Source organism: Heyndrickxia sp. FW510-T9 (genome assembly GCF_058781025.1).
This window is the reverse complement of sequence record NZ_JBYSWK010000044.1, coordinates 21,551-35,189: the sequence shown is the minus strand read 5'-3', so window position 1 is coordinate 35,189 and position 13,639 is coordinate 21,551. Positions and strand designations below refer to the sequence as shown.

The following is a 13,639-nucleotide window of genomic DNA, read 5'->3' as shown; positions in this document are numbered from 1 at the left end:
GGAAGGGCACATAAAAAGGAGAATGGGTCACATTAGTTGGAAAGTAGGGCACATAGAACAACAAACGGGTCACAATAAATTGGAATTGGGGAGTGAAAGAAATGGAAGGGCACATAAAAAGGAGAATGGGTCACATTAGATGGAAAGCAGGGCACATAGAACAGCAAACGGGTCACAATAAATTGGAATTGGGGAGCACAAGAAATGGAAGGGCACATAAAAAGGGGAATGGGTCACATTAGTTGTAAAGCAGGGCACATAGAATTGTGAACGTGTCACATTAAATTGGAATGAGGGAGCACATAAGTTGGTAAGGCACATAATAAGTCGAATTTGTCACATTAGGTGAAAAAAAGGGCACATAGAACTGGGAACAGGTCACATGAAAAAAATTAAATTTTTTGTAACATTTTCTCTTTTCCGTCAGTCTTATAAATGTTCCGATATAATGGGCTTGGGAGGGATACGATGACGGGGGAGGACATTATTGAACAATGGTTCAATTTATATAGTAATGATGTGTATCATTTTTTAATTTATTTTACTGGTGGTACGGATGTAGAGGATATTGTTCAAGATGTATATATCCGAGCGTTTAATCATTTGCATCAATTTAAAGGGAATAGCAGCCCAAAAACATGGTTATTTTCTATTGCAAGGAATTTAGCGGTTGACCGAAATAGGAAAAATGCAAAGGAATTAATGAAAACACAAAAATCACAAATAATTGCTAAGACTAAAGAAGAAATGAGTCCCGATCTCATCTACGAACAAAACGAACAAACCAAAGAAATTATGGAAGCAATCATGTCTCTTAAAAAGGATTATCGGGACGTCGTCTTTTTAAGAGCTGTAAAAGAATTTTCAATCTCGGAAACTGCAAGTATTTTAAAATGCAGCTCCGCCAAGGTTCGTGTTACGTATCATCGTTCCTTAAAAATGATTCAACAGAAGCTCAAAGGGGGCGAGGTTCTTGAACGATTCTATGAATGAGTTAGAGAAAAAAATAAGAAACGGCTGGCGAATACATGATTTATCCGAAGCAGCACAACAGGCTATTCTTTTCAATATAAAAATGCATCAAAAAAGTAAGAAAAGCATTTTTAACAAGATAAAACAAAGTGGTATTATCATTAAGCTTAGTATAGCAGCTGTCATTCTTATTCTTTTTATTCTAGTTATGCCAATGTTTTATAAAAATGGTAGTATACCACAAAATCTTAATGCTCATCTAGGTGATATTGGCTATGATGCAAAATCAGGATTATATTTTCCGCAGTGGTTTAGTGCTAATACTGTTTACATTGATAACAACATTGGTTGGGCAATGATAAAAGAAGACCCTCCATTACATGGTGAAGCGGTAAAAATATTATTTACAACCAATCAAGGTGAGGAATGGAAAACTATTTCTCATATTAATGATCAAGAAAATAGTACTTTTTTAGATGGCAAGAAAGTAGGGTTAACTTTTATTAATAAAAAACACGGTTGGATAAGTATTAGCAACAAAGCTGATCTCGAAGCGCCTTATCTCTTGGAATCAACAGATGGGGGGGAAAAGTGGAGGAAACAACTGCTGCCAATACCTGAACAGTATAAAGATATAGCAAGAGATATTACAAAACCAGTATTTTTCTCGAGTTCTGATGGGATAATACCGATTATTAAATTTGCTAGTTCATATCAAGAAAGCAAACTCTTATATATGGTCGTAACACATGACTCAGGTAAAACGTGGACAGCAGTTACTGAACATTCGTCTGGTAATCTAGCTTGGGACTTTAGCGAACCATCACATGGAAAAGTATTCTTCCATAATAAAACATGGATTACACTTGAATTCGGAAGGGATTGGCATCCCGAATAAAAAGTTTATCGTGCCTGACACCCAACACTATGATACATTAGTGTTGGAGAGCTCAGGCTTCCTTTTATTTATTCGAGAATCCAAAAGTTTTCATTCGAAAGGTGACAAACATGATTTTAATCATAGATAATTACGATTCTTTTACATATAATCTTGTCCAATATGTAAAACAGTTAGGACAAGAGATCATGGTTTTTCGAAATGACAAAATAACTATATCAGATATTGAAAAATTACAACCTGATTTTCTCTTGCTCTCACCTGGTCCTGGTAATCCATCTGATTCAGGGGTATGTTTAGAGGTTATTCATCACTTTAAAGGAGTCATTCCAATCCTAGGCGTTTGTCTCGGTCATCAAGCGATTGCCCAAGTATTTGGAGGAACGATTAAAAAAGCAAAAGAGCCGGTACATGGAAAACAATCAATAGTACATCATGATGGAAATTCGGTGTTTCATCAAATAAAAAATCCCTATAAAGTGACTAGATACCATTCTTTAATAGTAGATGAATCCACATTGCCAGATTGTCTAGAAATAACTGCTAAAAGTGAAGACGGTGCCATAATGGGAATTCGTCATAAAGTCTATAAAATAGAAGGGGTTCAATTTCATCCTGAATCGATAATGACCGAACATGGACTAGAGCTTTTAGCAAATTTCTTTAAAAAACAACCAATTGCTAAAGGGGAATACGTATGAAGCAACATCCTTTTTTGTTTTTTGAATTTGCTGATCAGAATGGAAAACCGAATCCTCTAGCATTTTCCGAACCTATAAAAACGATATCAACTAGCCAAATAAATGAAGTTATATCGTGTTTGGAAGAAATTCAATCCGCTGTCCAATTAGGATATTACGCAGCAGGGTACCTTTCCTATGAAGCGGCTCCTGCCTTTGAACCCGCATTTCAGGTGAATAGCAATGCGAAAATGCCTTTATTATGGTTTGGGATTTTCCGTGATCCCCATGAAGCGGAATTTAGTAATTCTCAAGACTACTCAGTATCAGATTGGAAATCGACAGTAACGAAAGAACAATACCAATCGAACATTCAATCTATTAAAAATGCCATTGAAAATGGAAATACCTATCAAGTGAATTATACAAATAGGTTATCGGCCACTTTTCATGGGGATGATTTTTCTTTCTATCAGCAACTTTCGAGGGCACAGACCTCCCAATATAGCGCCTATTTACATATTGGGGATTATAGTATCCTTTCCGCTTCCCCGGAATTATTTTTTAGATGGGATGGTCAAAAAATCATCACTAAGCCGATGAAGGGTACCGTTAAAAGAGGGAGAACAACGGAAGAAGACAAGGAACTGGCCAGATGGTTATATCATTCAGAGAAAAATCGTGCGGAAAACTTGATGATTGTGGATTTGCTGCGGAATGATGTAGGATCCATCGCAGAGTCCGGCTCTGTCAAAGTGGAAAAGATTTTTGAGATTGAACCTTATCCAACCGTTTTGCAAATGACTTCTACTATTACAGCGAAAACAACATCAGGAACGCAATTACTTGAGATTTTTCGTGCGCTCTTTCCCTGTGGTTCGATAACTGGTGCACCAAAAATCAGCACAATGAAATTGATTTCAGAATTGGAGGAAACTCCACGTGAGGTTTATTGCGGTGCAATTGGCTACATAACACCAAATAACGAAGCTATTTTTAATGTACCGATTCGAACTGTTGTTATTGATAATCAGACGAAAACTGCTACATATGGAGTTGGAGGTGGGATCACATGGGATTCCACTTCAGAAGACGAGTACAACGAAATGATGACGAAAGCATCTTTGTTAACTGTGAAGCGACCTTCATTTGAGTTGTTAGAAAGCTTAAAATTAGAAAAAGGGAAGTATATTTTACTGGAATATCATTTGGAAAGACTACGAAACTCTGCTGAATATTTTGGTTTTTCGTTAGATCTCGATAAGGTCCGAATGAAATTAAAACATATTGCAGATAATCACCAAAATGACATAGTGAAGGTACGATTATTAGTTGAAAAAAATGGACTTATAAAAATTAATGGAGAGAAAATCATCCCGTTCGCAGACAATCAGAGTGTATCCATTGCATCTACACCAATTAATAAAAATGATCCATTTTTCTACCATAAAACGACGAATCGAAAAATGTACATAGAACATAAATCAGAGCATCCAGAAAGTTTTGATGTGCTATTGTGGAATCAAAACGGCGAGATAACGGAATTTACGAATGGGAACGTTGTAGTAGAATTAGATGGACAATTATGGACACCATCGCAGGATTGTGGGTTGCTCGCAGGTACATTTCGCCAAAACTTGCTCGAAAACGGAGAAATAAAAGAAAGAGTAATCTTACTCGAAGAACTCGAAAAAGCAACTTGCATTTGGTTTATTAATAGTGTTAGAGGATGGATAAGGGTAAAACTAGCAACGTAATGAGGTGGTACTTTTGTATTTATCAATCAAAGAAACAGCAGAATATTTATCATTGCCAGAATCCTATATCGAAAAACTAATTCAACAAAAAAGAATTAAAGCGGTACATGATGGCAAGCAATATCTAATCAATCAAGAGCAGTTTAATACCCATTTAGAACAAATGGAAAAAATGAGAATATTAATTGAGGATTATTTAAGTGAGCCGATTCCGGAAGATTTAGATGTGAAGGATGAGGATTGATCCAGAGACTAGCATGACGTGCTAGTCTTTTCTTTTGAGCATTTCATTAGTAAAATCTCGAATATTAAGAATATAATTAATGATGTGAACTATATATATTTTTAAGGAGGCTCCTCGAAAAGATGGTCACAAAGACAGTTGAAGAGACATTTGAAAAAATTCTTTCGAACATGCAAGTAAAAGAAGGATTAGAGTTTATTAAGTTAGATAATGAGAGAACAGTAGCAGAGCAGATGGAATTAACAGCAATTCCAGCACCAACTTTTCAAGAAGAAGCTCGGGGAGAGGTTTATAAAACTCGATTAATAGAGTTAGGCTTGAAAGATGTGACAGTGGACAGTGCAGGTAATGTATTTGGTGTTCGACCTGGAAGTGGAAAAGGACCAAAACTAGTGGTATCTGCTCACTTAGATACTGTTTTTCCTGAAGGCACGGATGTCGAACCAAAGCTAAAAGACGGAAAAATATTTGCCCCAGGTATTGCTGATGATGGCAGAGGATTAGCGGTTGTGTTAACAATGGTCCGCGCTTTGGATGAAGCAAATATACAAACGAATGCGGATATTATCTTTTGCGCAACAGTAGGGGAAGAGGGGCTAGGTGATTTACGAGGAGTCAAAGCTCTTTTTCAAAATAGAGATGATATTGACGGATTTATTTCGATTGAGCCTGGTGATCCGGAGCGGACAACCTACCTTGCTACAGGAAGTCATCGTTATAATGTTAGTTATTATGGTCCCGGTGGACACAGTTTTGGTGATTTTGGAAAGCCGAGTGCAATTCATGCTTTAGGAAGGGCGATTGCGAAAATTTCTGAATTAAAGGTTCCCTGGGATCCGAAAACGACTTTTACAGTTGGGACCATTAACGGCGGTACTTCTGTTAATACTATTGCACAAAAAGCGAGTATGCTTGTCGATATCCGCTCTACCTCACAAGAAGAATTATTGAAAGTGGAGGAACAAATTTTAGCTGCTATTAAACTTGCTGCAGAAGAAGAAAACAAGCGTTGGGAAACGGATTCCGTAAAAGTAGAGCTAGAGCTTGTAGGAGATCGGCCAGCAGGCACACAAGCACCAGATACAGTGATTGTACAAACAGCTTTAGCTGCAACAAAAGCACTAGGTTTTCAACAAATCCTTGATGCACCGAGCAGCACGGATTCTAATGTTCCGATTAGTTTAGGGATTCCTGCAGTAACGCTTGGTGGTGGTGGTGAATTTGGAGGAGTACATACATTAAATGAATTTTTTGATCCAAAGGATGCTTATTTTGGCGCACAAAAGATATTTTTAACGATAATAGGTCTTGCAGGCATTCAAGAGATAAGTGAACCGCTTTTACAAAAACGCTGAACGAAAAATTATTAGGGGGACCCAGCATGAATTGGATAGATGTAAAACCATATCTACATGTCAGATCTGCAGGAAATCCTGTTTATCATCCTGATGGTGAAGTCTTGAGCTTTATTACCAATTATACCGGACTCCCACAAGTATGGGAGCTGGGGACAGAAAAAGGCTGGCCATCGCAAATTTCTTTCAAGGAAGAACGAATTATTTTTGTGAAATACATTCCAGGTACCAATTATCGGGTGATTGGAATGGATGTTGGTGTAAATGAAAAAGAGCAGCTTTTCTTACTTAAGGAACAAGGTGAAATCATCCCGTTAACCGATTCACCTGATCATATTCATCAATATGGAGGCAGTTCTCCTGATGGACAATGGATAGCTTGGTCAAGCAATCGCCGTCATCCAGCATTTTTTGACCTTTATATTCAAAATCTTGAAACACTAGAATTTCGTCCTGTGTATTCACAAGATGGAACTTATTCAGTAGTAAAATGGCATCCAAATGGCAAGTCTCTGCTTATTCAAAAAACAGGATCGAATCTTGATAATGATCTTGGCTTATTGGAGTTAAAATCTGGTGAAGTAAGATGGTTAACCGAACACGATGGTGAGGCAATATTCTTATCACCGCAGTTTAGCAAAGACGGAAACCATCTTTACTTTTTAACAAATAAAGATCGTGAATTTATGGGTATTGCAACAATAGATTTGGCCACTACGAATATGACATGGCTGGATGAAAGAGATTGGGATTTAGAAGAATTAACGATAAGCAATGATAAAAATTTGCTTGCTTATAGTGTAAATGAAGGCGGAATTTCAAGAGGGATCATTTATAATCTTGTTGAAAAGAGATTTTCAAACTGGGAAACCCCAATCGGCGTTATATCCGAATTAACTTTTTCTCCGGATGATTCCAAGGTTGCCTATGTCTTTAATGGACCGAAATATCCATCTGATATTTGGGAGCTAGATGTAAAAACGTACAAAGCGAGAAGGTTGACATATGTTTCGCAGTCTCCAATGATTGAAGAACAATTAGTGGAACCAGAATTAATCCATTTTCAATCATTTGACGGATTGGAAGTGCCTGCTTTTTATTATAAGCCAAAGCACCAATTGGAAAAGCTACCGGTCGTTGTTTTCGTTCATGGCGGTCCGGAAAGCCAGATTAGAGCGGTGTACAATCCGTTTCTACAATATTTTTTGAATAGAGGTTATGCTGTATGTACTCCAAATGTAAGGGGAAGTACTGGCTATGGAAAAACATATACACATTTAGATGATGTTCGGAAAAGAATGGATTCTGTAAGGGATTTAACAGAACTGGTAGAATGGTTAAAATCAGAAGGGAATGCCGATCCTGATAAAATTGCTATTATGGGCAGAAGCTACGGAGGGTTTATGGTGCTTGCTGCGATTACTCATTATCCTAAAATTTGGTCAGCAGCTATTGATATCGTAGGAATCTCAAGTTTTAAAACCTTTTTGGAAAACACAGGATCATGGCGTCGGAAATTGCGGGAGCTAGAATACGGCAGTATTGAAGAAGACGGTGAATTTTTCAATCAAATTGATCCAATCCATCGTACAAAAGCAATTACAAGTCCTTTAATGGTGCTTCATGGAGCAAATGATCCGCGCGTTCCAATTGAAGAGGCCGAACAAATTGTTCATGAATTGAAGGAAAGAAATCACCCTGTTACTTACATCCGCTTTGAAGACGAAGGTCATTTCTTTGTGAAGCTAAAAAATAATATAACTGCCTATACAGCTGTGGCTGATTTTCTTGATCAATATATTGGACAATAAGATTATTTTTATAAAACAACCAAATTGTTTCAGATTGAAGACAAACACATTGTTCAATTAAATAATGTGTTTGTTTTTTTATCTATTTCTCTATTTTTGAATTAAAACACAGAAATAGGCAAAAAAATCTTTCATATCCAATCCTAAAAGCCAACGGAAAGCCACATTAACCTCTATGTCTTTAATTGTTTGCCTCATGCTCTTAATACCATATAAATATTGAAATAATGGTAACTTGATTAATAAAACTGGATCTAAGCTAGGTCTACCATTATTTTCATCATATTTATCGTCTACTAATTCATAAATAAAATTGAAATCAACATACTTATCAATATCTCTTAACAAATGTTCCTGTGGAACAAGATCATCTAAAGAATAAAAACCAATTTGATCTCGTTAATTCATATCTTGTTATTTCAACATCTAAATCAGCTCCTTTTCTCTATTTTACCTAGAAAAAAAGACAAAGTATCGAATAATCAGATACTTTGTCTACAATCTGAGGTTGAGAAATTATTTTCTCAACCTATTTATTCGGTGTTTTTTTATTTTCACTCAATATTTTCTACATTTAAACACTTAGTTTCACAGTAATAGCCTTTGCCGCCAACATAAACTTTTTCTATTTCATTCTTGCTATTGGTTGCTAATTTAACTAATATTTCGGAAGGCGAGTGTAAAGAATAACCTTGTTCAAATACATAGACTTCTTTTTGCAAGAATTGCTGTTCATAAAGGTAGCAAGCTAATGCACCGTTTGAAGTTCCAGTCGCTGCTTCTTCATTGATGTCGTATAGTGGAGCAAAATTTCTGCATATAATTCGATTGTCATTAAAAGTATATTGATGCATCCCGACAACATTATAATACTTGCTGATTTCTTTAATTTTTTCAAAATTAGGTTGCAGTGCATGTAATCGTGTTTCGCTTTTTATAGGAATTAAAATATCTTTTAAGCCCGTGGAGACAATTTGAATTGGGTATTTATTGTCTATAGCTTTAATGTCAAAACAGTCGATGATCTCGTTTGGAGATACAACATCATAGAATATCGGTTTGTTTTGTTCCATGAATATGATGTCATCTTTTATGGTAATAGTAAGAACACCGCTGTTCGTTTCAATCGTATAGCGATTCCTGAAAAGTTTATTTAAATGCATCAGTATCGCGAATGAGCCAATTGTGGCATGACCACATAAATCAACTTCTTCTTTTGGTGTAAAATACTCAAATTTATAATCAGCAATTTTAGATTCTGATATAAATGCGGTTTCCGCATAGCCCAGTTGTTTGGCTATTGCCATTTTTTGAGTAGTGGTCAATGTATTCTCAATAAATACCACTCCTGCTTTATTACCACCTTTATGATCCTTGCTAAATGCACTTGCAACATAAACGGATATTTTCATAAGACACCTTCCTCACTTATAGTAAATTGTAGCATAGAAAGCACTACGTATAAATGTTGTTGGATAAATTTGCCATAAAACAAGAGACAAACTATTTTTTAGCATCTGAACTCTCCAAAAATAGTTTGTCTACAGTCTGAAACAACTAATTTGGTTGTTTTTTTGTTTAATGGATACAATATGGAAAAAGCGTGGGAGGGATTAAGTTGGAATATATTCCATATGAACAACTAAAAAATGATATGAATAAGCATTTAAAGGAACTAATGATGAAATACAATTTAGAGGATATTGGCATATATGAAGAAGAGGGAGCGGGAGATACATATTATTTGGGATATACCGTCAGAAAAGATGGAAGAATCTATATGGTAAATATGCCTTATAAAAAAGATCACGACGGTGGGCTAGCATTACAACATCAAGATTGGACAATACAGGAAGAGGATGGAGAGTTAAAGGGTTATCAAAGTTTAGAAGATGTATTTACACATATTAACCAGCATTAATAACTTCCATAATGAAGAATAAGAAGTTGATCACGTTTTTTCAGTTAATTTATGTAATTAAAAATTAGTATTCCTTTGATAATTTTATTAGCCAGAGGAATTCAATAAGAATATGATAAAGTACATATAGAGATGAAAAGGTGAGACACTTATGCGGACTCTGGAACTTTATAAAAGATATTTACGAGGTGAGCGGTTTAAAGGGCTAAAAGATTTGAATTTAAATAATTTATCGGTGGGGCAACCATCTGATTTAGTTGGCAATTCCATTATTATGCAGGAGATGGCCAGAAAGCATTCTAAGCTCTTAAATCAAAAGGGAACAAGGAGAGTTTAATTTTTTATAGTTGCCCCAGCATACGTTTTACAATTGGATCGTCTTTACTGATACGAACAGGTTTTACAAATGAATTGGTAGCAGAACGGGCACTTTTTTTGTTTGCTTTCATTTCCATTAGTTTTTTTTCAGCACGTTTCTTTACTTTATTAGTTTGAATAGGGATTTGAAAATGTGAGTTCATCTTTACACCTCCTTTTCTTACATATTAGTGGACAATCCTCTTTTTCGTCAAGGATTGTCTTATGAGGATTCATCGTCTTCATCCTCTAAAGTGAGCGCAACCATGTATTCAATATTTTCTACATTTTTATTAATAATATTATGAAGCGATTCAAGTAAATATTTATCAAAGATATCAAACTGATGTTGATAACTGCTGAGGATAGTTGTAAAGGTATTATTTTCAAAGCAAAAATAATAAACGAGATAATTTTTCTTTAATAAGTTATCATTATCTGTTTTGTTCTTTAAAACAGCTTCTCCCGTTTCTATCGATTCATCCACTAAATACTTGATTAGAGGAGGAATACCGTCCTTTTGCACCATATAGCTAAATGATGCGTTAAAATGTTGGCGATATCCGAGTTGTATTTCTTCAAGAAAATACATAAGTGCATCTTGATAATTGATGACTGTCCCTTCTAAAAAGTCAAATAATTTTCCAGCAGCGTCATCACTTGTTAAATAAGCCATTAGCTTCGCCTTTCCGCCATTAATCTCAACGGTTTGAATTGCTGCTTGTTCTTTATCTTCCACTTCAAACTCAAAATTAAACAGTTTGAATCGTTTTAAGCGGGTAAAAGCAACGGGAATCATTAGAAATAAGGTAATCCAAATTAAGAGTAAAAAGATGCCACGAAAAATTACGTTATTTAAATTTGAGTCAATGATAGATTGGGTAATCATATTGACCCAGGACTGATCGCTAGAATGAATATTTTCGTTTGGTAGCAGAAAAAAAGCCTTCCACGAACGGTTTGTTACTGTGTCGATGCCATTTATAACAGCTGCACTCAGCATCCAACCAATAATCAATACAATGCCCGTCGAGTATAGATAGGGGGTAATAAAACTAATCCATTGCCACAATGTTCTTTTTTGTTTCGTTTCATTTGTTGGAACACTCATAGCATCCTCCAGAAATGATTAGGTTTTGGAAAAAAACAATGTTTATTAGTTTTATTCGCTGGGCAGGAATAAAATTCCTCCCAATATTTTTAATAAATAATTTACAGTAATTTTATTATGTAAACTAACATAAATTGTACTACTCCAAAAATCTACTTTTTATATCAGGGGAGGGAATCATACAACTTTCCGTCTTTCCGAACCATTTATAGCGATTTTTCGCAATGTAATCATATACAGCATTTCTAATCGGCCTTGGAACAAAATAAAATATATATAATGTTTTCCATAATCCGCTTAGCTTACGACAAATCTGCAATGCAGCATCGGACTTTTTATAAGCTAACCCGTTGGAAATGTAAACAACACTGTTTATATTTCCTTCTAAGCCATACTCATTTATTAGTTTTCGACCAATTTCACTTTGTAAAGACGCAAAATGAAAAGCATGTTTTTGGTCTCTTTTGATGATAAATTGTACACTTTGACTGCAGAAATTACATACACCATCAAAAAGAATAATGTTCTTCATAATGCCAGCTCCTTGAATGAATACTCTTCCTTTATTTTAACAAAATTAGCAGAATAATTCTCTTTATGTTAATTAGAAAAAAGGAACAGAAAAAAACAGCTATCTGTTCCTTTTTACTTTATTATGCTTGTTTTAAATATTTATTTAAAAATACGAGGACTGATTGATAACCAGTTATTCTATTCTCTTTTTTCATAAACCCATGGCCCTCATCTGGGAAGACCACATATTCTACAGGAACATTATTTTTTTGCAGCGCAGCAACGATTTCATCGGATTCAACCTGTAAAACACGTGGGTCATTAGCACCCTGCAAAACAATTAATGGCTTGATTATCTTTTCCGCATGGAACAATGGAGAGATACTTCGAATATACTCTGTTTGAGTATAAGGATTACCAAGTTTTTTATAAAGAGCATCCCTAACGCTTTCCCACCATGCCGGAATACTCTTCAATGTTCGCTCCCAATTAGAAACACCGAAAATATCTATTCCTACATTAAACTCATCTGGTCTGAAGGCAAGTGCTGCCAACACCATATATCCACCGTAGCTTCCACCAATTATCCCGATTTTGTTGCCATCAATATAGTCCTGTGCTTGAAGGAATGTCTTTGCCTGTATACAATCTTCTAAATCAATTTCTCCATGCTGAAGATCTGCTGCGCTGAAGAAAGATTTTCCATAACCAGAACTTCCTCGATTGTTAACGGCTAGGATAGCATATCCTTGATTAGCTAGATATTGAAATATTGGATTGTATTCCGTTCTGGATTGCCCACCAGGACCACCGTGTACATAGACAAGAGCTGGCACCTTTTCCTCATTACGAATAACAGGTTTATAATAGATTGCTGGAATATTTAGTCCATCAAAGGATGGATAGCGAATGACTTCAGCTGTTACTAAATCTTGTTGATCAATTTCGGGATTAAGCGTATTTGTCAGCTGCTTCCATTCTTTGTTTTCCAGATTGTAAGCATGTATATTCGAAGGTGAGTTAGAGCTGTTAAATTGGAAAGTAATTAATTGTTCGCTTTTCGAAAGCTTTACATCTACAATCTGTCCTTCTGGTAAGTCAGGAAGCTCTAACAATTGATTCGTTGTAACATTAACGATTTTAACTACAGATTTCGCATCCTCATTAATCTCATAGACAAGATAATGAAAGTCTTGAGAGAAGAAGGAATGCATGATATCCCAATTTTCCTTCACTACTTCTTCAGTAGTATTAGTATCGATATGATATTTGTTCAAATATTGAAATTCATAATATTTATCTGTTAAATAATATAATTGCTTAGAATCCTTGCTGAACTTCTGTGGAATATAATTAACATCACCTTCATGCTGGCTGATATGTTTTATAAGTTCGAGTTCCCGGTCATATAAATATATATTGGAGTCATTTGAGTTATTCACCTTAGCTAATGCAAGAAAACGTTTATCCGGTGAAATAGCTCTACATTCATATCCTTCATTATTGGTGAAGATGCAAGTAGCCTCAAATGTTTCAATATCCATTTCGTAAACATCCATGTAGCTTGGATTTCTTTTATTAGAACCATAAAAAAAGCTCTTTCCATCTCTGCTCCATTGATAATATTCTGCACGTTCCTGTTCCCCTGTTGTTAATTCAATGGTAGTGCCATCTTCATTTTGTACATAAATATGCAAAATTTCGTTACCGCCATTATCACTTAAAAATAAAAAGCGATTGTCTTGAGGGAAGAATGAGATAGCATGGATAGCATTGTCTGAAGAGTGAGTCACTTGTTTTTGTGAACCATCCTCCAAAGAAACAATGTATGCATTATATATCCCATTTTTATCACTGGAATATAACACATTTTTTTCATCGTAAGAAATAGAATTATAGATTACCGACTCGGAGTTGAGAAACTGCTCAATGGTGTATTTTTTTACATTTGTTGAACTAGTATTCTTGGACACCTATTTTTACCCCCTTTATCCATATAAAAGATTATATTCGTGTATAA

Annotated in this window: 14 protein-coding genes and 1 pseudogene; 9 read left to right on the top strand and 6 right to left on the bottom strand. The window is 35.4% G+C overall.

The genetic code is table 11. The annotated features are described in order from the left end of the window. Positions 1–468 precede the first annotated feature (468 nt). From AC3WJF_RS18105 to AC3WJF_RS18075, 7 genes are all read left to right on the top strand, one after another. Positions 469–993 (top strand): RNA polymerase sigma factor, encoded by a 525-nt coding sequence (locus tag AC3WJF_RS18105; RefSeq protein WP_492454698.1) that lies wholly within the window; start codon positions 469–471, stop codon positions 991–993. After that, complete coding sequence (locus AC3WJF_RS18100; protein ID WP_492454696.1) at positions 974–1,870, top strand: hypothetical protein; 897 nt, start codon at positions 974–976, stop codon at positions 1,868–1,870. Before AC3WJF_RS18105 ends, AC3WJF_RS18100 begins: the two co-directional genes overlap by 20 nt. Before the next feature lie 110 nt (positions 1,871–1,980). Continuing rightward, positions 1,981–2,571 carry an anthranilate synthase component II gene (locus AC3WJF_RS18095; RefSeq protein WP_492454694.1) on the top strand — a complete coding sequence of 197 codons (591 nt, stop codon included), beginning with the start codon at positions 1,981–1,983 and terminating at the stop codon, positions 2,569–2,571. Continuing rightward, positions 2,568–4,307, top strand: coding sequence for an aminodeoxychorismate synthase component I (gene pabB, locus AC3WJF_RS18090; RefSeq protein WP_492454692.1), 1,740 nt, complete (start codon positions 2,568–2,570; stop codon positions 4,305–4,307). Before AC3WJF_RS18095 ends, pabB begins: the two co-directional genes overlap by 4 nt. Before the next feature lie 13 nt (positions 4,308–4,320). Then, positions 4,321–4,551, top strand: a complete 231-nt coding sequence (locus tag AC3WJF_RS18085) for an excisionase family DNA-binding protein (protein WP_492454690.1) — start codon at positions 4,321–4,323, stop codon at positions 4,549–4,551. A 122-nt stretch (positions 4,552–4,673) separates the two neighbouring features. After that, complete coding sequence (locus AC3WJF_RS18080) at positions 4,674–5,906, top strand: M20/M25/M40 family metallo-hydrolase (protein WP_492454689.1); 1,233 nt, start codon at positions 4,674–4,676, stop codon at positions 5,904–5,906. Positions 5,907–5,932: 26 nt separating this feature from the next. Then, on the top strand, positions 5,933–7,717 hold the full coding sequence (locus AC3WJF_RS18075) for a S9 family peptidase (RefSeq protein WP_492454687.1): 1,785 nt from the start codon (positions 5,933–5,935) through the stop codon (positions 7,715–7,717). Positions 7,718–7,828: 111 nt separating this feature from the next. On the opposite strand, the pseudogene AC3WJF_RS18070 reads toward AC3WJF_RS18075, so the two are convergent. Both AC3WJF_RS18070 and AC3WJF_RS18065 read right to left on the bottom strand, forming a co-directional pair. Next, a pseudogene (locus AC3WJF_RS18070) lies at positions 7,829–8,107 on the bottom strand (transposase); the annotation flags it as partial. Between the two features lie 164 nt (positions 8,108–8,271). Next, complete coding sequence (locus AC3WJF_RS18065) at positions 8,272–9,129, bottom strand: PhzF family phenazine biosynthesis protein (protein ID WP_492454686.1); 858 nt, start codon at positions 9,127–9,129, stop codon at positions 8,272–8,274. Between the two features lie 206 nt (positions 9,130–9,335). On the opposite strand from AC3WJF_RS18065, the gene AC3WJF_RS18060 reads away from it, so the two are divergent. Together AC3WJF_RS18060 and AC3WJF_RS18055 are read left to right on the top strand one after the other, a co-directional pair. Next, positions 9,336–9,638 carry a DUF5634 family protein gene (locus tag AC3WJF_RS18060; protein WP_492454684.1) on the top strand — a complete coding sequence of 101 codons (303 nt, stop codon included), beginning with the start codon at positions 9,336–9,338 and terminating at the stop codon, positions 9,636–9,638. Positions 9,639–9,789: 151 nt separating this feature from the next. Then, complete coding sequence (locus AC3WJF_RS18055; RefSeq protein ID WP_492454682.1) at positions 9,790–9,975, top strand: hypothetical protein; 186 nt, start codon at positions 9,790–9,792, stop codon at positions 9,973–9,975. Between the two features lie 4 nt (positions 9,976–9,979). On the opposite strand, the gene AC3WJF_RS18050 is transcribed toward AC3WJF_RS18055, so the two are convergent. The 4 genes from AC3WJF_RS18050 to AC3WJF_RS18035 form a co-directional block, all read right to left on the bottom strand. After that, on the bottom strand, positions 9,980–10,159 hold the full coding sequence (locus tag AC3WJF_RS18050; protein ID WP_492454680.1) for a hypothetical protein: 180 nt from the start codon (positions 10,157–10,159) through the stop codon (positions 9,980–9,982). Positions 10,160–10,218: 59 nt separating this feature from the next. Further along, positions 10,219–11,106 carry a hypothetical protein gene (locus AC3WJF_RS18045; RefSeq protein ID WP_492454678.1) on the bottom strand — a complete coding sequence of 296 codons (888 nt, stop codon included), beginning with the start codon at positions 11,104–11,106 and terminating at the stop codon, positions 10,219–10,221. A gap of 139 nt (positions 11,107–11,245) precedes the next feature. Further along, entirely contained in the window at positions 11,246–11,638 is a 393-nt protein-coding gene (locus AC3WJF_RS18040; protein WP_492454676.1) for a thiol-disulfide oxidoreductase DCC family protein, read from the bottom strand. Between the two features lie 121 nt (positions 11,639–11,759). Next, a complete protein-coding gene (locus AC3WJF_RS18035; protein WP_492454674.1) occupies positions 11,760–13,592 on the bottom strand; it encodes an alpha/beta hydrolase family protein in 1,833 nt (610 codons plus the stop codon). Positions 13,593–13,639: the final 47 nt, after the last annotated feature.

Coding starts and splice junctions, on each gene's coding strand:
- AC3WJF_RS18105 (WP_492454698.1), top strand. CDS start 469: ATGACGGGGGAGGACATTATTGAACAATGGTTCAATTTATATAGTAAT.
- AC3WJF_RS18095 (WP_492454694.1), top strand. CDS start 1,981: ATGATTTTAATCATAGATAATTACGATTCTTTTACATATAATCTTGTC.
- pabB (WP_492454692.1), top strand. CDS start 2,568: ATGAAGCAACATCCTTTTTTGTTTTTTGAATTTGCTGATCAGAATGGA.
- AC3WJF_RS18080 (WP_492454689.1), top strand. CDS start 4,674: ATGGTCACAAAGACAGTTGAAGAGACATTTGAAAAAATTCTTTCGAAC.
- AC3WJF_RS18075 (WP_492454687.1), top strand. CDS start 5,933: ATGAATTGGATAGATGTAAAACCATATCTACATGTCAGATCTGCAGGA.
- AC3WJF_RS18065 (WP_492454686.1), bottom strand. CDS start 9,129: ATGAAAATATCCGTTTATGTTGCAAGTGCATTTAGCAAGGATCATAAA.
- AC3WJF_RS18055 (WP_492454682.1), top strand. CDS start 9,790: ATGCGGACTCTGGAACTTTATAAAAGATATTTACGAGGTGAGCGGTTT.
- AC3WJF_RS18050 (WP_492454680.1), bottom strand. CDS start 10,159: ATGAACTCACATTTTCAAATCCCTATTCAAACTAATAAAGTAAAGAAA.
- AC3WJF_RS18045 (WP_492454678.1), bottom strand. CDS start 11,106: ATGAGTGTTCCAACAAATGAAACGAAACAAAAAAGAACATTGTGGCAA.
- AC3WJF_RS18040 (WP_492454676.1), bottom strand. CDS start 11,638: ATGAAGAACATTATTCTTTTTGATGGTGTATGTAATTTCTGCAGTCAA.